This window comes from Xanthomonas sp. BRIP62418 (assembly GCF_003993495.1).
In the GTDB taxonomy this organism is placed as follows: Bacteria; Pseudomonadota; Gammaproteobacteria; order Xanthomonadales; family Xanthomonadaceae; genus Xanthomonas; species Xanthomonas euroxanthea.
Genome location: NZ_QEZG01000041.1, coordinates 47078 through 68453 on the forward strand (window position 1 = coordinate 47078; position 21376 = coordinate 68453).

Here is a 21376-nt window from a genome sequence, read left to right on the forward strand (position 1 = left end):
CTGCTCAGCGGCTGCCGCCGGCCACGGTGCCGACGCCCGCATCGGCTTCGGCCTGCGCGCGCGCTGCAAACAAGGTGCCTGGCGGCGGCTGGCGGGTGAAGAAGGTATCGATGCCATCCAGCACGGCCGCGGCGATCTTGCGCTGGTAGGCCGGGTCGATCAGGCGACGCTCTTCGTCCGGATTGGAAATGAAGGCGGTCTCCACCAGCATCGCCGGCATGTCGGAGGTGCGCAGCACCGCGAAGTTGGCGCGTTCCAGCTGCGGCTTGTGGTTGTTGCCGATCCGCTTGAGGCCGCCGAGCACGTGCCCTGCCGCATCCTCGGAGGCCTTCATGTGGCCGCTCTGGGCCAGATCCAGCAGCACATTGGCCAGCGTGCTTTCGGTCTGCTGCAGACGCACCCCGCCAACCAGGTCGGCGGCATTTTCCTTGTCGGCCAGCCAGCGCGCGCGCTGCGAGGAAGCCCCCTTGGTCGACAGCACATAGACCGACGAGCCGGTCGCACTGCGGTTCTCGGCAGCGTCGGCATGGATGGAGATGAAGATGTCGGCCTTGGCGGCGCGTGCCTTCTGCGCGCGCATCGGCAGCGGAATGAACACGTCGGTATCGCGTGTCAGGTAGGCCTTCATGCCGGGCGTGGCGTTGATCTGGCGCGCCAGTTCGCGACCAACGGCCAGGGTGACATCCTTTTCGCGCTTGCCGGTCGGGCCCATGGCGCCCGGATCCTGGCCACCATGTCCCGGATCGATCGCGACGATCAACGGCCGCATGCCGGGTGCCATCTTGATCCGCGAGGCCTCGCTGGGCAGCACCGGACGCGGCGGCAACTCATCGCTGTCCGCCGCGGCAACGCCGCCGGCGGTATTCGGTGTGGCAGTCACGGCATTACCCGACGCGGCGCCCATCGGCGCATTGCCGCCATTCAAGATGGCAGCCGGCGATGCGGGGTTGCCTGTCATCGCGGGTGCTGGCGACGTACCGGCGGTGGCGACGGTGCGATTGGAGGAGTTGCCGGCAGTGCCGGCTGGCGCGGACGTGCTGGTGGTTACCGCAGCCGCGGCCGTGCCTGGACGCGGTGTCGGCACGCCGGTGGCCACCGTCGTCGGTACCGGCGCCGGGGTCACGCTGGGCATGGCCGAGGCAGGGACATACGGTGCAGGCGCAGGCGGCACCACCGACGCACGCTGCGCAGACGCCGCCAACGCAGCGGTCGCGCGGGCCGCCTCGGATTGTGCATTGGCCGGGCGCGGCGGCGGCGTCGCAGGTGTTGTCGGGTTGGCAGCCACCGTGCCGGCGGAGACCGGCGAATCGCCCGGCCACTCGATCACCAGGGTCGACGCACTGCCCAGCGTCTGCATCTGCGGCTTCAACGGCGTGACCGGCGTTGCCAGCTCGAAGACCACCCGAAAGGTGCCCGGCACCGGTTGGCCGGTCCGCACCGACGTCACCAGGCCGGCCGCGGGCGGCAATTTGAGGCCACGCACACCGGAGGAATCGGGAAAATCCACCACCAGGCGATTGGGATTGGCCAGCGACAGCGTCTTGAATCCGCCGCTGCCTGCCAGCTGGATCTCCGCACGCGTGCCGGTGGCACCGGTGCTGATGCCGACACCCTTGATTTCGCCGGCCCACGCAGCAAAAACCGCCAGGCTGAGGCTGGCGGTCAGGGCGGAAACACAGAACTGGCGGAACCCCGGTGTCATGGCGCTGGATTCAAACACCCGAGCGTGTGAATTGCAAGGTGATTTCCCTTAATAATCCACAACCTGGCGTTCATTGTTGTTGTGAGCCGGCAAAAAGAGACTGCAACTGCGGCAAGCCTGAAAGCTGCGTCAGCCAGTCGCGCCCGGTTTGGCTGCGGCCCAGCAGCGTGACGCTGCGTCCCTCGCCATCGATCGCCAGTTCCACGTCCAGGTCCACCGGCGGCAGCGCGCCCGCGCCGCGCTCGGGCCATTCGACCAGCCACAGGCTCGCGCTGCCCTCGTCGAGCCCGAGAAAATCCAGTTCTCCGGCCTGCCCGATGCGGTACAGATCCAGGTGCCAGGCCTCGTCGCCGGTGCTGAGCGGATAACGTTCGACCAGGGTGTAGGTGGGGCTGCGAATCGGGCCGGTGACGCCGAGTGCGCGCAGCAGCGCACGCGCCAGTGTGGACTTGCCTGCGCCGAGATCGCCGTGCAGTTGCACCATCGCGCGGGTGGGCCGTACCGCGGCCAGGGCCTGCCCCAGGCTTTCGGTGGCCTGCGCATCGACCAGGTGTGCGCTGAGCTGGCTCATGCAATGGCTCCGGCATTGGCGAGGCGGCGCAGTTCGGGCAGCAGATCGGTCGGCAGCAGGCCGCGCTCGCCCGCGCGCGCAGCCGCATCGCCGGCGCAGGCATGCAGCAAGGCACCCAGGCTTGCCGCATCGAACGGCGACCAACCCTGCGCCAGCAGGGCTGCGATCACGCCGGTCAGCAGGTCGCCCATGCCGCCGACCGCCATGCCCGGATTACCGGCGTCGATGATGCGCGGCACTGCGTGCGGCGCGGCGATCACGCTGCCGGCGCCCTTGAGCACCACCACGGCATCGAAACGTTTGGCCAAGGCGTCTGCGGCAGCCAGCCGGTCGTGCTGAACCTGCCCGGTCGACATCCCCAGCAGACGGCCGGCTTCGCCCGGATGCGGTGTCAGCACGCGCGGGCCGCGTGTCGGCACCTGGTTGGCGGCCAGCAGGTTCAGGCCATCGGCATCGATGACGACGGCACTGTCAGACGCCAACACGCCGTGCCACAACGGCTGCGCCCAGGCGTCCTGACCCAGCCCTGGCCCCAGTGCGACCACGTCGGCCGCATCGGCCAGCGCGTCGATGTCGTCGCCGGCCTGCAGCGCGCGCACCATCGCTTCCGGGCAGCGCGCCAGCAATGGCGCGACATGCTCGGCGCGGGTGGCGACCTGCACCAGCCCGGCGCCGCTGCGCAAGGCAGCTTCGGCGGTCAGCATGATCGCGCCGCCGCTGCCGAGGTTGCCGCCGACACACAGCACGCGCCCGGATTCGCCCTTGTGCGTATTGCGTCGGCGCGGGCGCAACTGCGCGGCCAGGGCGTCGATCTCCCAGCTGTGCGCGGCCGGCGTCAGCCCGTCGAATGCCGCATCCGGCACGTCCAGCGACGCGACTGCGCGCGTGCCGGCATGCTCCAGCGCATCGCCGGTGTAGAGCCCCACGTGCGGCACGATGAACTGCAAGGTGGCGTCCGCGCGCACCGCAGCACCGAAGGCCACGCCGTGATCGGCATCGATGCCGCTGGGCACATCCAGCGCAAACACCGGCACGCCGGCGGCGTTGATGGCATCGATCAACGCGCCGGTCTCGCTGTCGGGCGCGCGGTTGAGGCCGATGCCGAACAGCGCATCGACGATCACATCGGCCTGCGGCAGCGGAGATGGAAACAGGTCGATCGCACCGCCCACGCCCAGATAGTCGGTGCAGGCGCGCTGCGCCAGCGGCGCGGCCGGGCCGTGCCCGGGCAGATGCACCACCTGCACCTGGCGCCCGGCCCGCTGCGCCAGGCGTGCCAGCACATAGCCATCGCCCCCGTTGTTGCCGGTGCCACAGACCACCACGATGCGGCGTGCCCGTGGCCAGCGTTCCAGCAGGACCTGCCAGGCGGCCTGCCCGGCGCGTTGCATCAAGGTATAGCCGTCGCCGCCGAGCAGCGTGGTGGCCTGCGTGTCCAGCCTGCGCGCGGCGGCGGTGTCGTAAAGATCGAGCGGTGCGTACATGCCGGGAATTCTATACTTGTCACCATGTCTGCCGTCCTCGCCCGTCCCGACCCCACCGACGCTGCCGCGCGCATCCGTGCGCTTGCGCGCGAGGCGGGCTTCCAGCGCTGCGGCATTACCGGCATCGAGCTGGGCGAAGACGAGGGACATCTGCGCAGCTGGCTGGAAGAAGGCCTGTACGGGACCATGCACTGGATGGCCCAGCACGGCGACAAGCGCTCGCGCCCGCAGGAGCTGGTGCCCGGCACCCTGCGCGTGTTGTCGGTGGGCATGGATTACGGCCGCAAGGACGACAGCGAAGCCTGGAACACCCTGCACGACGGCCGCCGCGCCTACGTGGCGCGGTACGCGCTGGGGCGCGACTATCACAAGCTGATGCGCAACCGGCTGCAGAAACTGGCCGAGCGCATCCAGGGCGAAGTCGGCGCATTCGGCTATCGGGTGTTCGTCGATTCGGCGCCGGTGCTGGAGCGGGCACTGGCACGCAACGCGGGCCTGGGCTGGATCGGCAAACACACCTGCCTGATCGATCGCAAGGGCGGGTCGTGGTTCTTCCTGGGCGAGATCTACCTCGATCTGCCCTTGCCCATCGACACCCCTGCCACCGCGCATTGCGGCACCTGCACGCGCTGCATCGACATCTGCCCGACCCAGGCCATCATCGCCCCGTACCGGCTGGATGCGCGCCGCTGCATCGCCTATCTCACCATCGAACACGAGGGCGCAATTCCCGAGCAGATGCGCAAGCCGATCGGCAACCGCATCTTCGGCTGCGACGACTGCCAGCTGGTCTGCCCGTGGAACAAGTTCGCCCAGCGCACCGACGAAGCCGATTTCCGCGCCCGCAACGAGCTGGATGTGGCAACGCTGCCGCAACTGTTCGCCTGGGACGAAGACGAATTCCTGCGCCGCACCGAAGGCAGCCCGATCCGCCGCAGCGGCCATCAGCGGTGGTTGCGCAACATCGCCGTCGGCCTGGGCAATGCGCCCGGCACGCCGGAGGTGCTGGCGGCGCTGGAGGCGCGCCGCCACGACGACTCGGAACTGGTACGCGAACACGTGGGCTGGGCGCTGGCGCAACACGGTTTGTAGGTTTGCGCCCGATGCGCTCACGCATGCGCATCGCCGCTGCGGGATAATGCGGCGATGGCCGACCGCAACGAACAGATCCTCACCCCCAGCCAGCTCAACACGCTCGCGCGCGACCTGCTGGAAGGCAGCTTCCCGCTGGTGTGGGTGGAAGCAGAGCTGAGCAGCGTCACGCGCCCGTCCTCGGGCCATCTGTACTTCACGCTCAAGGACGCGCGCGCGCAGATCCGTTGCGCGATGTTCAAGCCCAAGAGCACCTGGCTGAAGTTCCAGCCGCGCGAGGGCCTGCGCGTGCTCGCGCGCGGACGCCTGACGCTGTACGAAGCGCGCGGCGACTACCAGTTGGTGCTCGACCACATGGAAGAGGCCGGCGAAGGCGCCCTGCGGCGCGCCTTCGACGAACTGCGTGCGCGCCTGGCCGCCGAAGGCCTGTTCGATACCGAGCGCAAGCAGCCGTTGCCGGCGCATGTGCGGCGGCTGGCGGTGATCACCTCGCCCAGCGGGGCGGCGGTACGCGACGTGCTCAGCGTCCTGGCGCGCCGCTTTCCGTTGCTGGAAGTGGACCTGTTGCCCTCGCTGGTGCAGGGCGACAGCGCCGCTGCGCAGATCACCTCGCTGTTGCAGCGCGCCGATGCGTCCGGGCGCTACGACGTCATTCTGATCACCCGTGGTGGCGGCTCGCTGGAAGACCTGTGGGCCTTCAACGACGAACGCCTGGCCCGCACGATTGCCGCCACGCGCACGCCGGTGGTGTCGGCGGTCGGGCACGAGACCGACTTCAGCCTCAGCGATTTCGTGGCCGATGTGCGTGCGCCCACGCCGTCGGTCGCGGCCGAACTGCTGGTGCCCGATCAGCGCGAGCTGGTTGCGCGCGTGCGGCGCGCGCATGCGCGCATGGCCCAGCTGCAGCAGCATGCGCTGGCCACTGCGATGCAGCGCGCCGACCGGCTCGCCCTGCGCCTGCGTGCACACAGTCCGCAGGCGCGGCTGCAGCTGCTGCAACGCCGCCAGCAGGATGCCGGACGCCAGCTGCGCGCGCGCCTGACCCAGGTGCTGGAGCGCCTGCAGGCGCGTGTGCAACGGTCGCAGGCGCGCCTGCAGGCGCACAACCCGCAACGCGACCTGGCCACGCTGCAACAACGGCTGCGTGCACTGCATCCGCAGGCAGCGATGCAGCGGCGCCTGCAGCACGACCAGCTGCGGCTACGCAGCCTGGCACGCTCGCTGGAAGCGGTCAGCCCGCTCGCCACCGTCGCGCGTGGCTACGCCATCGTGACCCGCCCCGCCGATGGCAGCGTGGTGCGCAGCGCCGCCGAAGTCAGCGCCGGCGAACGCCTGCGTGCGCAGCTGGCCGATGGCAGCATCGAAGTGCGGGTCGAGCCAGGCAACGAGGACTGAGGGCGGCAACCACGCGTGCTGCCTGGTTGCCGCGGGCAATCGCCAAGGACACACGCATCGCAGTGCCGCGGCGACGATGCGCCTACCGAGGTCGCCCCCGCATCGTCGTGGATTGGGACAGAGGGAGCGCCGATGCGGCGTCACCCGCTTTACCCGGGCGGGCCACACCTGGGGCGGGCCCTTCAACGCGCCACCGACCGCTCCGCATGCCCGCCGGCAGGCCTCGCACGCTTTTTATCCGTGACTGGGCGTCTGCGCCGCCTGCCGCCAGCCCTGCAGCAGCAGCCCGGCCAGCACCACCGGATCGTGGTCGAAATGATGCCCGCCCGGACGCGCCACCACCTGCACGCCACGCGCGCGCAGCTCCGGGCACAACGTGTCCTTTTCCTGATCGCCGTAGATGCATTGCAGGCGATGCGCGTCCAGCGACTGGATCGCCGGCTCCACATCACGCTCGGCATCGTTGTGCCAGCCCAGCCAGCCACCGACGCGCACCTTGAAATCGGCTTGATGGGCCAGGCCCAGCAGGCTGACAAACTGCACCGATGCACGTTGCTGCGGCGACAGCTCGGGATAGGCAAACGGCAGCACATCGGCACCGAACGAGTAGCCCACCAAGGCAACGTGCTGGATATGCCAGCGCTGCCGATAGCTTGCGATCACCCGATCCAGGTCCGCCCCGACCTGCTGCGGCGTGCGGCTCGCCCAGAAGTAGCGCAGGCTGTTCCAGCCCACCACCGACACCCCCTGCTGCTGCAATTGCGCGGCGATGCCCTTGTCCAGTTCGCGCCAGCCGCCGTCGCCGGACAGCATCACCACCATGCGGTCGCTGCCGGGCGCATGCAGTTCGACCAGCGGCAGATCGCCCACACCGTGCGCCTGGGCCGTGAGGAAATGGCCGCGGGTGGCGGCAGCGATCTGCGTGGGGCTGGCAGCGTCGACCAGATCGTCGAGGAAGCCCTGGTTGGCATCGGGCATGTCGCGTGCGCAGGCCAGGCCGCCAGTGCTGGCGCCGCCATCGGCGACAACCGCGCCACCCAGCACGTCGGGCGCGGCCGAGGCCAGCGCCTGCCGCGCTAGCACCGCGCCATCGCCCTGCCCCACCAGGACCGGCGGCAGGAATGCGTCGACATGCTCGGCGCGCAGCAACTTCTTGCCCAAGCGTTCGGCATCGTCGGCCAGGGAACTGCAGGCCGCATGATGCGCGCGCACGCGTTCGCGATAGCTGGCGGTGTCGATCACCGCGACCAGCGCGCCATCGTTGCTCAGCATCTCGGCAAGCCGCTGGCCGTCCTGCGCATGGCCGCTGTCGGGCAACAGCACCACCATGGCCTTCGGCGTGCCTTCCGGACGCAGCACCTCCACCGAGCGGTAATGCCCGGCGGTATTTCCGTCCTGCAGATGCCGCGCCACGGCGTAGCCGCTGCCGCCGATCAGCAGTAGTGCGACGACCCAACGAAACAGTTTGATTCCCCAGCCCATCACCGCAATCCTCGCAAGCGCTGGCGCTTGGACCGCGGCCAGGGTGACCGGTTCCAGCGCGATCACGGTCGGTGTTCGCTGCGGTTAAGCCAGCGCGCTCACCTCGGTGTGTGGCCGCCGCGACGCGGAAGACCGTGCACGTCGTCGTCGATGTCGTGCCCCGAGACGCGGGTATGGCACACAACATGGCGATCGGCGATCACTGGCCATGCGGGCGCAGACCGCGCATGCGCAGCGGCAATGCAACTGCGCCCTAGATGCCGCGCGCCAGGCGAAAGCCGATCCGCGCGCTGGTGCTGTCCGAATCCTGCGACTGCCGCCAGGCCGCACGCGTCTGCTGCGGCGAATTGGCCCAGCTGCCGCCGCGGATCATGCGCTGCCGGCAGCCGGGGTTGAACCACGCCGCACCGTCGGCCGGCGCGCGGCGGTAGCTGGCATGCCAGCAGTCGGCCACCCACTCGCTCAGGTTGCCGCCCATGTCGTGCAGCCCCCAGGCGTTGGCGCGAAAGCTGCCGACCGGCGCCGGGCCCCAGAAGCCATCGCCGTAGCCGACAAAGCCGTTGTTCCAGTGCCGGCCGCTGCGCGAGACATCGTTGCCGCCGGTGAAGTTGCCCGCATCCAGCGGCGGCGAGCCGGCATTGCCCCAGGGATAGCGCCCGGTGGTGCCGGCGCGCACCGCGTATTCGAATTCGGCCTCGCTGGGCACGTGGTAGTGGCGGCCGGTCTGTTCCGACAGCCAGCTCGCATAGGCTTCGGCGTCGCGGATGCTGACGTGCATCACCGGGCTGTTGGGGGCGGCCTGCGCGCCGTTGTAGTCGGACTGCCAATCCACCCCGCTGCGGCGGATGAAGTTGCCGCTGCGCTCGTCGTACACCACCGAATGCCCGCGCCGGGTGGCGCGCGGGCGGGCGCCGGTCGCCTCGACGAACTGACGGAACTCGGCGACCGTCACTTCGGTGATCGACAACGCAAAGCCGCGCGCGAAACGCACGTAATGCGACGGCCGCTCGTTGTCGGAGGCGCCGGGCTCGGCATCGCCTGCGCCCATCTGGAACGCGCCATGCGGCACCACGATCATCTGCGGACCGCGCCCGCCGACCTTGAGCCCGTCGGTGAACACCTGCCCGGGGCGGAAGCTGCCGTAATGGGTGGCCAATTCCAGCCGCCGCCGCAGATCACCGGCCACCGCATCGCCTGGATCAGCGATGCGCAGCACTTCAGCCAGGGTCTCGCCGGCCGCCTTGAGGCCGCGCGGGGAGGTCAGATCGTGCAGGCCGGCGTCGTGCAATGCGGCGATCTGGGCACGGCGCATGCGCTCGATACGCGCGCGTGCGTCGGCAATGGTCGGGGCGCGCTCACGTACCTGCCCGGCCATCTGCAACCAGTAGCGCGCGCCGATGAAGTCGCTCGCCTCCGCAGCCTGTTCGGCGCGTGCCAGCAGGCCGCTTTCCACCGCGGCCAGCCCCTGGCGCGTGCGCGGGTTGTCCGGATCCAGCTGCGCCGCATCGCGAAAGTTCACCAGCGCCCCGTTGCCGTCCTCGCCCAGCCGGCCGCCGCGCAGATCCTCCTCGCCGGCACGGTTGAAGCTCAGCACCCGCTGCGCGGTTTCCACCGCGCGTTGCAGCGTACGCACCTTCGGATCCTGCGGAGCGAGCGCCAGCGCCACGATGGCCAGCTCACGCGCCTGTTCCAGTGCACTGTCCTGGCGGTCGGTCTGCTCGATCAGCGCTTCGCCCAGCTCGATCAAGCGACGCCGCGCCTGTTCCAGCCCGCGACGGCTGGCCGCGTCCTTGCCGCCGGCGCGCTGCTGGATCGCCAGGTACAGCGGAATTGCATCGTCCGCATTGCGATACAGCCGGTCATCCTGCAATGCCTGGTCGGCGCGCTTGCGCGCCTGCGCCAGCGTCTCGTCGCCCAGGTCCACCGGCGGTGGCTGCCATTGCGCCACGGTCTCGGCGGATTCCTCTCCACCGATGGACACATTCGGCTGGCTCGACGGCGCGGCGGCGGCAGCTGGGGGCGCCGCGGCAGGCGCCGGCGTCGGTGTCCGCGAACAGGCGCACACGCCTAGCGCGAGCAAGGCCCATGCTGCGATCCGGTTACCGCACTCACCCACCACCTGCTCCTTCCAGTGCTCTGCCGCACGACAGGCGATCGCGACGTTAGGCTATTCTGCGCGTTCTGCGCAAACCCTCGCTGTCGACGGAAATCACGTGCCCCATTGGATCACCCACCCCTCCGAGCTGACCGAACGCCTGCAGGCGTCGCGTCCGTCCCGCATTGGCCTGGATACCGAATTCATTCGCGAACGCACCTACTGGCCGCAACTGGCGCTGGTGCAGATGGCCATCGGCGAGGAGATCCTGTTGATCGACCCGCTGATCCCGGGCATGAACGAGGCGCTCAAGGCGTGGTTGACCGCCACCGACATCGTCAAGGTGATGCATAGCGCCAGCGAGGATCTGGTCACCTTCAAATGCGCGTGCGGGGTGTTGCCGCGGCCGTTGTTCGACACCCAGATCGCCGCCGCGCTGGCGGGTGTGGGTGGCGGCATGGGCTATCAGAAACTGGTGCAGGAAGTGACCGGCACCTTGCTGAGCAAGGGCGAGACGCGCTCGGACTGGATGCGCCGCCCGCTGTCGCCGGCGCAGCTGGAATACGCCGCCGACGATGTGCGCTACCTGTTCGCCATCCACGACGAACTCACCCGTCGCCTGACCGAGCAGGATCGCCTGGGCTGGCTGGCCGAAGATGCCGAGCGCCTGCTCGCCACGGTGGAGCACGACGACGGCGAGCGCTGGCCGCATGTGAGCTTGCGCACCGCGCAGTTCCTGGAACCGGCGGCGCAACGTCGCCTGTTGCGCCTGCTGCGCTGGCGCGACCTGCAGGCGCGTCAGAGCGATCGCCCGCGCAGCTGGATCCTGGACAACGAACTGGCCAGCCAGCTGGCACGGTTTCCGCCGGCTGATCTGGACGCCCTGCTGCGTCAGTTCGACAAGTTCCCCAAGGCGCCGCGCAAGCTCGCCGCCGCCGTATGGGAGGCGCTCAACACGCCGCTGCCCGACGAGGAGCACGCGCCGCTGGCGCAGGCCGCCACCGACGGCAACAAGGCCGTGCTCAAGCGCCTGCAGGATGCGGTGGCCCAGCGCAGCCGCGAGCTGGGATTGCCCGACGGCATCCTGGCCTCGCGTCGGCACCTGGAAACCCTGATCGAGCAACGCAGCTGGCCTGCACCGTTGGGACAATGGCGCCGCCATGCCCTGGAAGCGCAGCTGACGCCACTGCTGGAAGACACTGCGACGCAGTGACGTGGTGCAGCGGTCCTGAGATCACGCCTCCATGCGCCCATCGCGAGGCGGACAAAGCGCAGACAGTTTTCAGCCAGCTTCACTTCCACGGCGCAGCCTGTGGATCCGACCGCACACGCCAGCAGCATCCCCGTCGATCGCCGCATCTGAGATGGAGCTCGCGCCATCGAAGCTGGCGCAGTCCATCAGGACATGTTTTGGTCACGAAGCGGTCAGTGTCTGACCAGGACTGCATGGATGTGCCATCTCGTCTGGCCTGCTGCTGTATCGTTACGGCCGGGGTCGCCGTGTGCGCAAGCATGTTCGGCGGCCTCGCCAGACACCGCGAACGCGCGAACAGGCCCTATGAAAGGCCTGCTCACTATCTGCAGGCGCGCGCGCGCAACGGCCGCCCCCGGGCCACATGCCATAATGACGCGTGTCCATCGGGCAACGTCTCCACCACTTATTCCGAGGCTATACCTCTGTGAGCAATACCACTTCCAAACTGGATTCCATCGCACAAGCCAAAGCCAAGCTGCTGGACGAGCTGCAGAAGCTGGAAGAACAGGAAAAGACCGAGCGCGCCAGCGAGGCATCCTCTGCGCATGCCACCATCGTCTCGCTGCTGGAACAGTTTGCCGGCCACTTCAACACCAAGCAGCGCAACGATATTGCCGCTTACCTGGGCACCACTGCTGCACGCAAGGACGTGGTCAAGAGCGGCCGCAGCGAAGTCAAGCCGAAGTACGAACTGCCGCACACCGGCGAGACCTGGTCCGGCCGCGGCCGCACGCCCAAGGCCTTCGCCGCCTGGGAAGGGTCGGTGTCGTACAAGGAATGGAAGGCCAAGAATCCGGACCTCAAGTTCCCGCTCGTCCGCGAGTGATTGCCGCAGGATCGCGCCGTCGGGCGGCGATCCAGGCTGCCGGCCTGCTTGGCGAATCGCGCCACATGTGGGTAGAATCAGGACACATGGGGCGGTAGCTCAGCTGGGAGAGCGTCGCGTTCGCATCGCGAAGGTCGAGGGTTCGATCCCCTTCCGCTCCACCATTGCTTCAACCGTAGGGCCTCGGAAACGCCATGTTTCCGGGGCCTTTTCGTGTCGGGCGTGTGCATCGGGAGCGCGTCGGCTAGTGCATTGCCGGTGCCGGTCACGGCCATGTCGCCGGGATCACATCGTGCGCGCTAACGTCCGTCTCATCATCACGCCGGACGCAAGCCATGAACAACAAGCAGAGCCAGCCCGACAAGGCCGCCGACAAGCAGCACGGTGTTTCGGAGAGCCAGCAGGATCGCAAACAGGATGAGGCCGCCAAGCAGCGCCCCGGACAGGAAGACCTGCAGGTCCATGACGAACAGACCCGCCGCCCCAAGGGCAACGCCGGCCAGGGCGAATGACCTGCCGAGCAGGGCGGTTTCGCAGCGCCTCATTGTGGGTTCGCTGGCACTGCCCCGCCCTGCCCGATGTGGCAAGATCGGCGACAGCCGTCATCCGCCGGGGCGGATGAGGCCTACGCCAATCAGCGCGCGCGATGGGCTGCGACACGCCCTCGCCGCACGCACACCTCCCTCGCCTGACGGCGCCCTGTTCCGGTGGTCTTCGCATGCAGATTCCTGACGCGTCCGCGCTGCAACTCTTCCACGCGACGCTGTTGCCAGGCGATGCCGCCGTTGCGGCGCAGATGCCGGCCAACGAAGACGAACGCCTGGCTGCACTGCAGGACTACCAGCTTCTGGACACTGCCCCGGAGCCGGTCTACGACGAATTCACCTCGATCGCGGCGGCGGTCTGCCGTACGCCGATGGCGCTGATTTCGCTGATCGACACGCAGCGCCAGTGGTTCAAGTCGAAGCTGGGCATGGCGCCAAGTGAAACCCCACGCGAGCTGTCGTTTTGTGCCCACGCCATCCTCGAACCCGATCACGTGATGGAAGTGGGCGACACCCAGCTGGATGCGCGCTTCGTGCGCAACGCGCTGGTCACCGGCGAGCCGCAGATCCGCTTCTATGCCGGCGCCCCACTGCTGACCTCCGACGGGATCGCGCTGGGCACGCTGTGCGTACTGGATCGCACACCCCGCCGCCTGTCGGTCGCCGAGCGCGACGCACTGCAGGCACTGGCCAAGCAGGTCGTCAACACCATCGAGTTGCAGCGTGCGGCCAGGCTGGTCGAACTGGACGCATTGCGCGATAACCTTACCGGCGTGTGGAATCGCGCCGGCCTGGAGCAGGCACTGCAGACGCTGGCACAGGGATCGGAGACGGCCGCGTCGCCATCGCTTGCGCTGGCGCTGATCGACCTGGACGGCTTCAAGCGGCTGAAGCTGCAGGCTGGAACGGCAGCAGCGGACGCCACGTTGGTCCAGGCTGCCAGGATGATCGAAGCGCAGCTGCCGGAGACCGCCACGGTGGCGCGGTTGAGCCGCGACCAGTTCTGTGTCGCAGTGCCGGAGACAGCGGCGACCGAGGCCATGGAGATGATCGAGGCCGTGCGCAGGGCGATCGAAGCGGCGCGCTGGCCAGCCGGTGCACTGACGATCAGCGCCGGCCTGGTCGAGGTGGCAGCCGGTGCGTCGCTCGACAGCAACGCCTTGCTGGCGCGTGCGCGGCACGCGCTGCAAGGCGCGATCGGCAAGGGACGCAACTGCGTGCGTCGCTTCGATGGCTGGCATCGGCAGGACTGAGCGGCAGACCACACCCAGGTCTGAGGAGGTCGGTCACCAGGGCGCGGATCGCCCCGGCCACGCAGCCTCGGGCGGCGTGGTCGATGCCGGTGTCCGGCTGCAGTCGTGGCGGTTGCGGTTGCGGTGCGTACGCACCCGGGACCGCTTTCTTTAGTGGCTGATCACACGTGGCGGACAGCCGCCCGGCGAGTCCGCAGCCGTGTTGGTGGGCTGCGCCTGGCCGGGCTCAGGCTGCCAAGGCATCGGTGTTGCCGGCAATCTCATCCACCTGCAGCACCTGGTCCATCTCCAGCAGCACCACGAAGCGCTCGCCCACCTTGCCCATGCCGCGCAGCAGGTCGCGGCGGATATGCGTGCCGAATGACGGCGCCGCTTCGATGTCCTGATCGGCCAGTTCGATCACCGCGTTGACCGCATCGACCAGCACCCCGATCACCTGCGGTCCCTGCGCCTGTTCGGTGGCCAGGATCACGATGCAGCTGCGTTTGCTGATCGCACTGTCGGCACGCCCCAGCCGCGCCTGCAGGTCCACCACCGGTACCACCGCACCGCGCAGATTGATCACCCCGCGCACGCAGGCCGGCATCGACGGCACCGGCGTGGGCGCGCGGTACTGGATGATTTCACGAATGCCAACAATGCTGATGGCGAAGATTTCACCATCCAGCTGAAAGGTCAGGTACTGGGCTGCCGCAGCGGCGTCGCCAGGCATCACATCGGGGGTCTGTGCAGTCATCGATCGGTCTCTCAGAAGCGGGCGAACTGGCCTTCGTCCGGGCCCTCGGACATCGCATAGGCAGGCGCCGCGGTGCTGCGCCAGCCGCGCGTCCCAGGCGCACGTGCCGGGCCTGCGGCCGCCACCTTGCCGCGCTTGGGCGGCGTATTTGCAGGCCCCTGCCCGCCCAGGCGGAAGAACGCCATGCTCTGCTGCAGCTGTTCGGCCTGGGCGCTCATTTCCTCGGCAGTGGCGGCCAGTTCTTCCGATGCACTGGCGTTCTGCTGGGTGGTCTGGCTCAGCTGCACCACCGCCGAATTGATCTGGCTGACACCGGAGGATTGTTCCTCGGACGCTGCGGAAATCTCCTGCACCAGGTCCGAGGTGCGCTTGATGCTGGGCACGATGGTGTCGAGCAGACGGCCGGCACGATCGGCCAGTTCGACGCTGGAACTGGCTACCTCACCAATCTCCTGCGCGGCCACCTGGCTGCGTTCGGCCAGCTTGCGCACCTCGGCAGCCACCACGGCAAAACCCTTGCCATGCTCGCCGGCGCGCGCCGCCTCGATCGCCGCGTTGAGCGCGAGCAGATTGGTCTGGTACGCGATGTCGTCGATGATGCCGATCTTCTGCGCGATCTGCTTCATCGCCTGGGTGGTGGCGACCACCGCTTCGCCGCCCTCGATGGTTTCTTTGGCGGCCTGCGTGGCCATGCCATCGGTGATGCGGGCATTTTCGGTGTTCTGGCTGATCGATGCGGTCATCTGTTCCAGCGAGGCGCTGGTCTCTTCGACCCCGGCGGCCTGTTCGCTGGCAGCCTGCGACAACGATTGCGCAGTGGCGCTGACTTCTTCCGACGCGCTGGCCAGGGTTTCGGCACTGGTGTTGACCTCGCCGACCACCTGCGACAGCTTCTGCACCATCGTACGCATCGCTTCGAGCAGCTGCGCGGTCTCGTCGCGGCCATGCACGTCGATGCGCATGGTCAGGTCGCCTTCGGACAGCCCGTTGGCCACCGTCACCGCGCGGCGGATCGGGCCGGTGACGCTACGGCTGATCACCACGCCAAGGATCGCGCCGAGCAGCACGCCGCCGCAGATGATGGCGATCAGCAGCTGGGAGCTGCGCGTGTGGATGCTGCCGGCTTCGGCATTGGCCGAGGCGGCACTGCGCTCGCGCAGCCCGCTCAGGTCGGTCATCAGGCTATCGACTTCATCCGAGCTGGCACGTACCGCACGCGACAACTCGGCCAGTTCCGGATTGGCGTCGCGCAAGGCTTCGCGGTTGGCGGCGTCGATGAAGCGGCCGCGCTCTTCCAGGTATTTCTGCCAGGCGCGGTCGAATTGCGCCAGCTTGTTCCTGCCTTCCTCGGTCTGGAAACTGGGCCGCGCGCGCGTCATGTAGTCGACCACCTTGGCGGTGTACTTGTCGATGTTCTGCACATGCGACTGACGCTCTTCGGCGCTGCTGGCCAACAACAGGTTGGCGCGTGCGCGGCCGGCGTAGATGAGGTTGATATTGGCCTCCTTCACGTTCGACAGGCCGAGCAGCTCGCGCTGGTACAGCGAGGTCGACAGGTCGCTGATACGACCGGAGTTGGAATAGCCCACCCAGCCGATGCATGCGCCGATCGCCGAGACGATCAGGAACGCCACGATCAGCCTGGTTCCAATTCTGAAGTTGCCTAACATTGGGAAGTTCTCTTGAGATGGTGCATGTGCGACCTGCAGTGCAGGGTCGCCCGGTGGCGTGATGCGGATGCCGCTCGCTGCGATGCGGCTTGTCTAACCAATCGCTAATGGCTATCGGCGACGCCAAAACGCGCTTGAGACACAAACGGTGCTTAACCGCGTATTCACACCATCGGATATGCGCTTTTGTGACCGGTCACGCGCTCGCAGGGCCGGGTATTCAGAAAATTCCTACCCCCGGATTGATGCCCGGACAGTCCGCAGCGACATCACGACTGCACGGTTAGGCTTGGCGCATGTCGCCACAGCCACTTCCACGCAGTTTCTATGCGCACGATGCCCGCCAGGTCGCACCGCGATTGCTCAACAAGGTGCTGGTCAGCGCGGACGGGCGCCGCGGCCGCATCACCGAGGTCGAGGCGTATTGCGGCAGCGAAGATCCGGCCGCGCATTCGTTTCGCGGCATGACCCCACGCACGCAGGTGATGTTCGGCGCACCGGGGCATCTGTATGTGTATTTCATCTACGGCATGCATTGGGCGATCAACGCGGTGTGCGGTGGTGCGCCCGGACATGCGGTGCTGATCCGCGCGCTCGAGCCGCTGGCCGCAATCGCCGCCATGCAGGCCGCGCGCAGCGCCGCCCCGCTCAAGACATTGACCACCGGCCCCGGTCGCCTGGCCCAGGCATTTGGCGTGAACGCCGCGGACAACGGGCTGGACCTGACCGACGCGCGCGCACGCCTGTGGATCGAGGACGACGGCCTGCCGCCGCCATCCGGGCCGCTTGCAACGCCGCGCATCGGCATCCGCAAGGCGATGGATGCACCATGGCGCTGGGTGGTGCCCGATAGCCGCTATCTGTCGCGTCCGCTGCCACGGGCGACAGGCGCGCGCGCGGTGCTGCCGGGCGACTGAGCCAGCCACTGCTCCATCGGCGTCTGCTCGGCGGCGCCAGGCCCGCGCTGCAGCAGGCGCAGGGCCTGCTCGGCCTGCTCGGTGCTCAGGTCCTGCAGCGGCTGGAAGCGATCGGCCGCCCATACCGCCATCGGCAGGCCATCGAGATAGGCCACCCGATTGCCGGGCACGCGCGCGACGCGCTCGCCCGGCAGGAGGCTGCCCAGCAGATTGCACGGGTCACTCGCACTCACGCACACCCACTGTTGCGGCAAGGCTTGCGCACGTACGCGGCGCAGGGCGGCGATCGCATCCGGCAACGCAAACTGCTCGCCGGACAGGCCGGCGATGAAACGCCCGCCACGGATTTCGCCACGCGCTTCCAGGCGTTGGTACATGCGCAGCAATTCGCGCCACGGCGGCAACCATGCCGCCTCGCGCTCCAGCAGCCGCCAACAGACCACGCCGTAGCGACGCAACAAGGTGTGCGCCACATGTTCGAGCATGTCCTGATGACGCTCGCCGGCTTCGGCCAGCGGCAACTCCGGCAGCGCGCGCACCGGCGCCCAGCGCCCGGCATCGCGAATGCCCAGGGCACTGGCGCGGCGCCGGTGGCGCGACAGCGCCGAGGGCCGCTTGGACGCCGGCACCAGCAACGCGCGCAGCCCGGCATAACTGTCGCAATGCGCACGCCCGCGCATCACCAGTTCGCTCAGGGCATCTTCCAATTCGGTGCTCATCAGCCGGGCCGCATCGGCAATCTCATCGAAGAACAAGGCGCCTTGCTGCTGCAGGACCTCCGCCACCCGTTGCGCGCGCGAACCCAATGGTGCGTCGTCGCCATCGCGTGCCAGGCTGCTCCAGCGTTGCGCGGCGCGGCGCGGCAGCAGCACGATCGGCGTGCTACGCAGCGCGGCACCGCCACGGCCGCCGCCGGGCCGCAGCCGCGCCCACACGGTGCGCCCGGCGGTGCACAGCTCGTCCAGCCAGGCAGGTTGGTAGTCGCGCACGCGGGCCGGCAGCAGCTCGCTTTCCCACAGCACTGCGGGGGCCTCGAAGCCTTCCAGCTGCCCGACCACGCCGGCCAGTGCGTCCGGCCCTGCCACACGGCTGGCGCCATCGACGTGCTGCCACTCGAACAGGAACCGCGCGTAGTCGCGTTGCGCCACCGGCTCGATCTCGCGGCGCAACCGCCCCAAGGTATAGCGATGGATGCGCGCCAGCAGATGACGTTCGCACCATTCTTCCGACTGCGCCTGCGCGCTGAAGTGGCCGGCCATGACATAGCCCTCGCGCTGCAGCGCGGCCAGGGCGAGCACGATCTCAGACTCTGGCAGGCGCAATGCGCCCGCCAGGGCCGGTACCTGCGCCGGGCCGACCGCAGACAGGCGCCCGCGCAGCAGCTCGCGCACGGCCCAGTCGCGCTGCCAGTCGGCAACGCGGCAATCTGCCGGCGCCTGTAGCGGCGGTTGGGCAACGGCATGCGGATACAGCGGCACAAACCAGTCGATGCGCTCGGCACTGATCCACAACGCGGGCACCCCGTCGAAGGCAAGACAACTGGCGCGCCCATCGCCGGCGAGTGCAGCCAGCCACGCCTGCCATTGCGCATCGCCCGCTTCATCGACCGGAAGCACACCGAGCCCGACCAACGCCTCGTGCATTTCTTCGGCATCGCGCGGCTGCGGCCAGGCCTGTTCACGCACCGAGGCGATGGCCTCGGGATCGAGCTGCCCCAGGTCGTCACTGCTCTGCGGCGTATAGCGACGGCTCTGCACGGCCTGGGTGCGGCGCTCCTCCAGCGGTGCGTCGTCCAGGAAGGCATACGGCCGCGCATTCAAGGCTTCGGCCGCCAGCGGCGACGGTGCCGCCAGATCGCGCGCCACCAGCGTGATCGCGCCCGACTCCAGCCCGCGCAGCACCTGCAACCAGCCCTCGCTGTCCATGGACTGATGCAGGCAGTCTTCCAGCGTCTGCGCCACCAACGGGTGGTCCGGCACCTCGCGCTCGCCGACCAGGTTCTCCGCGCAGGCGACCTGGTCGGGGAACACGGTCGCCAGCAGATCCTCCGACTTCATCCGTTGCAACTGCGGCGCGACCTTGTGGCCGCCGGCAAAGCGCGGCAGCGCCATCGCATTGGTCGCATTCCAGCGCCAGCGCACGCCGAACAGCGGTGCATCCAGCAGCGCCTGGATCAACACATGCTCGGCCGATGACGAATGCAGGTAGCGGGCCACCTCCTCCAGCGCAAAACTGTGGCTGGTGGACAGCGACAACACGATCGCGTCCTCGGTCGCGGCGGCCTGCAGTTCGAAGTTGAAGGTGCGGCAGAAGCGCTTGCGCAACGCCAGTCCCCAGGCACGGTTGATGCGGCTGCCGTACGGCGAGTGGATCACCAGCTGGGTGCCGCCACTGGCATCGAAGAAGCGCTCCATCACCAGACACTGCTGGGTCGGCATCGCGCCCAGGGCCGTGCGGGCATAGGCGAGATAGTCGACCAGTTGGCGTGCAGCTTCCACCGACAGACCCAAGACGTCGTGCAGCCAGTCGCAGGCGGCCTGATGTGGCGGGCTCTCCAGCCGCACCGCAATCTCGCCGCGCAGGCGCGACACCGCCGCCGACAATTCATCGCTGCGCCCGGGCGCCTCGCCCAGCCAGAACGGGATATTCGGTGGCGCGCCCTTGGCATCTTCCACGCGCACGCGCCCGGCATCCACGCGCAGGATGCGGTAGCTGGCATTGCCAAGCTGGAACACATCGCCGGTAAGACTTTCGACCGCAAAATCCTCGTTCACCGTGCCGATCTTTTCGGCCTGCGGCTCCAGCACCACGCTGTAGTCGCCGGTTTCGGGAATGGTGCCGCCGGAGGTCAGCGCGGTCATGCGTGCGCCACGCCGCGCATGCAGGCGCCGATGCACCGCGTCGCGATGCAGGTAACCCGCACGCGGCCCAAGCCGTGTGCTGAAGCCCTCGCACAACATGCGCACCACGTCATCGAAGCTCGCACGGCTCAGCTGCGCGAACGGCCAGGCACGACGCACCAAGGCGAACAACGCGTCTTCGTCCCAGTCCTCGCACGCGGCCTCGGCCACGATCTGTTGCGCAAGCACGTCGATCGGCGCCAGCGGCATGCGCAAGGCGTCCAGCTCACCGCGGCGCACGCTGTCCAGCAGCGCGGCGCATTCGACCAGCTCGTCGCGGGTCTGCGGGAACAGGCGCGCCTTGGGCGTGCCGCCGACCTTGTGCCCGGAGCGTCCGGCGCGCTGCAGGAAGGTGGCGATCGAACGCGGCGACCCGAGCTGGCAGACCAGATCCACATCGCCGATATCCAGGCCCAGTTCCAGCGATGCGGTGGCCACCAGCACGGTGAGGTCGCCGGCCTTGAGCCGCTGCTCGGCCAGCAGCCGCGTTTCGCGCGACAAGCTGCCGTGATGGGCGGCGACGCGCTGCTTGCCGAGCAGATCGCCAAGATGGCGCGCAGCCCGCTCGGCCATGCGCCGGGTATTGACGAACACCAGCGTGGTGCGATGCTGCTGCGCAAGCCTGGCGACATCGGCATACACCTGCAGCCACTGATCGTTGGACATCACCACGCTCAGCGGCGTCGGCGGCAGGGCCAGCGCCAGATCGCGCTTGCGGGTGTAGCCGATGTCCACGATCTCGCAGGGCGGCGGCTGGCCGGCATCGCCCGCCCCGACCAGGAACTGCGCCACGGTCTCGATCGGCTTCTGCGTCGCCGATAAGCCAATGCGGGTGATCGGGCGCTCGGCCAGCCGCTGCAGCCGCTCCAGGGTCAGGCTCAGATGGCTGCCACGCTTGTCCGCCGCCACCGCGTGGATTTCATCGACGATGACGGTGCGCACATGCCGCAGCGCATGGCGTCCGGAGGCCGAACCCAACAGCACGTACAAGGACTCTGGCGTGGTCACCAGGATATGCGGTGGCGTGCGGCGCGCTTGCGCCCGCTCACGCTGCGGGGTGTCGCCGGTACGCACCGCCGTGCGCACTGCCACGTCCGGCAGGCCGCTCGCAACCAGGGCCGTGCGGATGCCCTGCAACGGCGCATCCAGATTGAGGTGGATGTCGTTGGACAGCGCCTTCAGCGGCGAGACGTAGACCACGCGGGTTTCGTCCGGCAGCGCGCCACCGTTGGCCAGGCCGTCGCGGATCAATGCATCGATCGCCGCGAAGAACGCCGTCAATGTCTTGCCCGAGCCGGTGGGCGCGGCTACCAGCGTGTGGCGTCCGGCCTGGATCGCCGGCCACGCGGCAATCTGCGCCGGCGTGGGCGCAGCGAAGGTCTGCGCGAACCACGCAGCCACGACAGGATGGAACTGCTGCAGGACAGGATGCATAGGCGATACCGCAGGCCGT

The 21376-nt window shown here is 68.6% G+C and carries 15 protein-coding genes and 1 tRNA gene; 8 read left to right on the forward strand and 8 right to left on the reverse strand.

Translation table 11 applies throughout. From position 1 onward, the window contains the following. Nucleotides 1-4: 4 nt before the first annotated feature. From EO174_RS14995 to EO174_RS15005, 3 genes are all read right to left on the reverse strand, one after another. A complete protein-coding gene (locus EO174_RS14995; protein WP_126945454.1) occupies nucleotides 5-1702 on the reverse strand; it encodes an N-acetylmuramoyl-L-alanine amidase in 1698 nt (565 codons plus the stop codon). Nucleotides 1703-1772: 70 nt separating this feature from the next. Next, nucleotides 1773-2273: a tRNA (adenosine(37)-N6)-threonylcarbamoyltransferase complex ATPase subunit type 1 TsaE gene (gene tsaE, locus EO174_RS15000; protein ID WP_126945457.1), complete on the reverse strand. Its 501-nt coding sequence runs from the start codon at nucleotides 2271-2273 to the stop codon at nucleotides 1773-1775. Further along, nucleotides 2270-3757 carry an NAD(P)H-hydrate dehydratase gene (locus EO174_RS15005; protein ID WP_126945460.1) on the reverse strand — a complete coding sequence of 496 codons (1488 nt, stop codon included), beginning with the start codon at nucleotides 3755-3757 and terminating at the stop codon, nucleotides 2270-2272. Before EO174_RS15005 ends, tsaE begins: the two co-directional genes overlap by 4 nt. Nucleotides 3758-3781: 24 nt before the next feature. On the opposite strand from EO174_RS15005, the gene queG reads away from it, so the two are divergent. Further along, the gene (queG, locus tag EO174_RS15010) at nucleotides 3782-4849 is read left to right on the forward strand and encodes a tRNA epoxyqueuosine(34) reductase QueG (protein ID WP_104649052.1); all 1068 of its coding nucleotides are present in this window, start codon (nucleotides 3782-3784) and stop codon (nucleotides 4847-4849) included. A gap of 54 nt (nucleotides 4850-4903) precedes the next feature. Further along, nucleotides 4904-6244 (forward strand): exodeoxyribonuclease VII large subunit, encoded by a 1341-nt coding sequence (xseA, locus tag EO174_RS15015; protein ID WP_126945463.1) that lies wholly within the window; start codon nucleotides 4904-4906, stop codon nucleotides 6242-6244. Between the two features lie 234 nt (nucleotides 6245-6478). Here the strand turns inward: xseA and EO174_RS15020 are convergent, their stop codons facing one another. Next, nucleotides 6479-7726 (reverse strand): virulence factor, encoded by a 1248-nt coding sequence (locus EO174_RS15020; protein ID WP_119128860.1) that lies wholly within the window; start codon nucleotides 7724-7726, stop codon nucleotides 6479-6481. Between the two features lie 253 nt (nucleotides 7727-7979). Further along, a complete protein-coding gene (locus tag EO174_RS15025; RefSeq protein WP_104582240.1) occupies nucleotides 7980-9842 on the reverse strand; it encodes a formylglycine-generating enzyme family protein in 1863 nt (620 codons plus the stop codon). A 97-nt stretch (nucleotides 9843-9939) separates the two neighbouring features. Here EO174_RS15025 and rnd point away from each other — a divergent pair, with 97 nt between their 5' ends. The 5 genes from rnd (at nucleotide 9940) to EO174_RS15050 (ending at nucleotide 13700) form a co-directional block, all read left to right on the forward strand. Beyond that, nucleotides 9940-11034 carry a ribonuclease D gene (rnd, locus tag EO174_RS15035; RefSeq protein WP_104649054.1) on the forward strand — a complete coding sequence of 365 codons (1095 nt, stop codon included), beginning with the start codon at nucleotides 9940-9942 and terminating at the stop codon, nucleotides 11032-11034. Between the two features lie 466 nt (nucleotides 11035-11500). Continuing rightward, complete coding sequence (locus tag EO174_RS15040; RefSeq protein ID WP_104649055.1) at nucleotides 11501-11902, forward strand: H-NS family nucleoid-associated regulatory protein; 402 nt, start codon at nucleotides 11501-11503, stop codon at nucleotides 11900-11902. Between the two features lie 88 nt (nucleotides 11903-11990). Further along, nucleotides 11991-12066 (forward strand) — tRNA-Ala (locus EO174_RS15045). Between the two features lie 171 nt (nucleotides 12067-12237). Next, nucleotides 12238-12414, forward strand: a complete 177-nt coding sequence (locus EO174_RS22980; RefSeq protein ID WP_164740222.1) for a hypothetical protein — start codon at nucleotides 12238-12240, stop codon at nucleotides 12412-12414. A 206-nt stretch (nucleotides 12415-12620) separates the two neighbouring features. Then, nucleotides 12621-13700: a sensor domain-containing diguanylate cyclase gene (locus EO174_RS15050; RefSeq protein ID WP_126945466.1), complete on the forward strand. Its 1080-nt coding sequence runs from the start codon at nucleotides 12621-12623 to the stop codon at nucleotides 13698-13700. A 226-nt stretch (nucleotides 13701-13926) separates the two neighbouring features. Here EO174_RS15050 and EO174_RS15055 read toward each other — a convergent pair whose 3' ends face one another. Together EO174_RS15055 and EO174_RS15060 are read right to left on the reverse strand one after the other, a co-directional pair. Continuing rightward, a complete protein-coding gene (locus EO174_RS15055) occupies nucleotides 13927-14436 on the reverse strand; it encodes a chemotaxis protein CheW (RefSeq protein ID WP_104582169.1) in 510 nt (169 codons plus the stop codon). Nucleotides 14437-14447: 11 nt separating this feature from the next. Then, nucleotides 14448-16106, reverse strand: coding sequence for a methyl-accepting chemotaxis protein (locus EO174_RS15060; RefSeq protein ID WP_126945469.1), 1659 nt, complete (start codon nucleotides 16104-16106; stop codon nucleotides 14448-14450). A gap of 296 nt (nucleotides 16107-16402) precedes the next feature. Between EO174_RS15060 and EO174_RS15065 the strand changes: the two genes are divergently transcribed. Continuing rightward, complete coding sequence (locus tag EO174_RS15065; RefSeq protein WP_115676869.1) at nucleotides 16403-17023, forward strand: DNA-3-methyladenine glycosylase; 621 nt, start codon at nucleotides 16403-16405, stop codon at nucleotides 17021-17023. On the opposite strand, the gene EO174_RS15070 is transcribed toward EO174_RS15065, so the two are convergent. Next, nucleotides 16963-21357, reverse strand: coding sequence for a DEAD/DEAH box helicase (locus EO174_RS15070; RefSeq protein WP_126945472.1), 4395 nt, complete (start codon nucleotides 21355-21357; stop codon nucleotides 16963-16965). The two genes, EO174_RS15065 and EO174_RS15070, sit on opposite strands and share 61 nt — an antisense overlap. Nucleotides 21358-21376: the final 19 nt, after the last annotated feature.

What these genes read in the sequence shown, in the direction of transcription:
- queG (WP_104649052.1), top strand. Translation starts at nt 3,782, where the DNA reads ATGTCTGCCGTCCTCGCCCGTCCCGACCCCACCGACGCTGCCGCGCGC.
- tsaE (WP_126945457.1), bottom strand. Translation starts at nt 2,273, where the DNA reads ATGAGCCAGCTCAGCGCACACCTGGTCGATGCGCAGGCCACCGAAAGC.
- EO174_RS15050 (WP_126945466.1), top strand. Translation starts at nt 12,621, where the DNA reads ATGCAGATTCCTGACGCGTCCGCGCTGCAACTCTTCCACGCGACGCTG.
- EO174_RS15065 (WP_115676869.1), top strand. Translation starts at nt 16,403, where the DNA reads ATGTCGCCACAGCCACTTCCACGCAGTTTCTATGCGCACGATGCCCGC.
- EO174_RS15070 (WP_126945472.1), bottom strand. Translation starts at nt 21,357, where the DNA reads ATGCATCCTGTCCTGCAGCAGTTCCATCCTGTCGTGGCTGCGTGGTTC.
- EO174_RS15055 (WP_104582169.1), bottom strand. Translation starts at nt 14,436, where the DNA reads ATGACTGCACAGACCCCCGATGTGATGCCTGGCGACGCCGCTGCGGCA.
- xseA (WP_126945463.1), top strand. Translation starts at nt 4,904, where the DNA reads ATGGCCGACCGCAACGAACAGATCCTCACCCCCAGCCAGCTCAACACG.
- EO174_RS15060 (WP_126945469.1), bottom strand. Translation starts at nt 16,106, where the DNA reads ATGTTAGGCAACTTCAGAATTGGAACCAGGCTGATCGTGGCGTTCCTG.
- EO174_RS15020 (WP_119128860.1), bottom strand. Translation starts at nt 7,726, where the DNA reads ATGGGCTGGGGAATCAAACTGTTTCGTTGGGTCGTCGCACTACTGCTG.
- EO174_RS14995 (WP_126945454.1), bottom strand. Translation starts at nt 1,702, where the DNA reads ATGACACCGGGGTTCCGCCAGTTCTGTGTTTCCGCCCTGACCGCCAGC.
- EO174_RS15005 (WP_126945460.1), bottom strand. Translation starts at nt 3,757, where the DNA reads ATGTACGCACCGCTCGATCTTTACGACACCGCCGCCGCGCGCAGGCTG.
- EO174_RS22980 (WP_164740222.1), top strand. Translation starts at nt 12,238, where the DNA reads ATGAACAACAAGCAGAGCCAGCCCGACAAGGCCGCCGACAAGCAGCAC.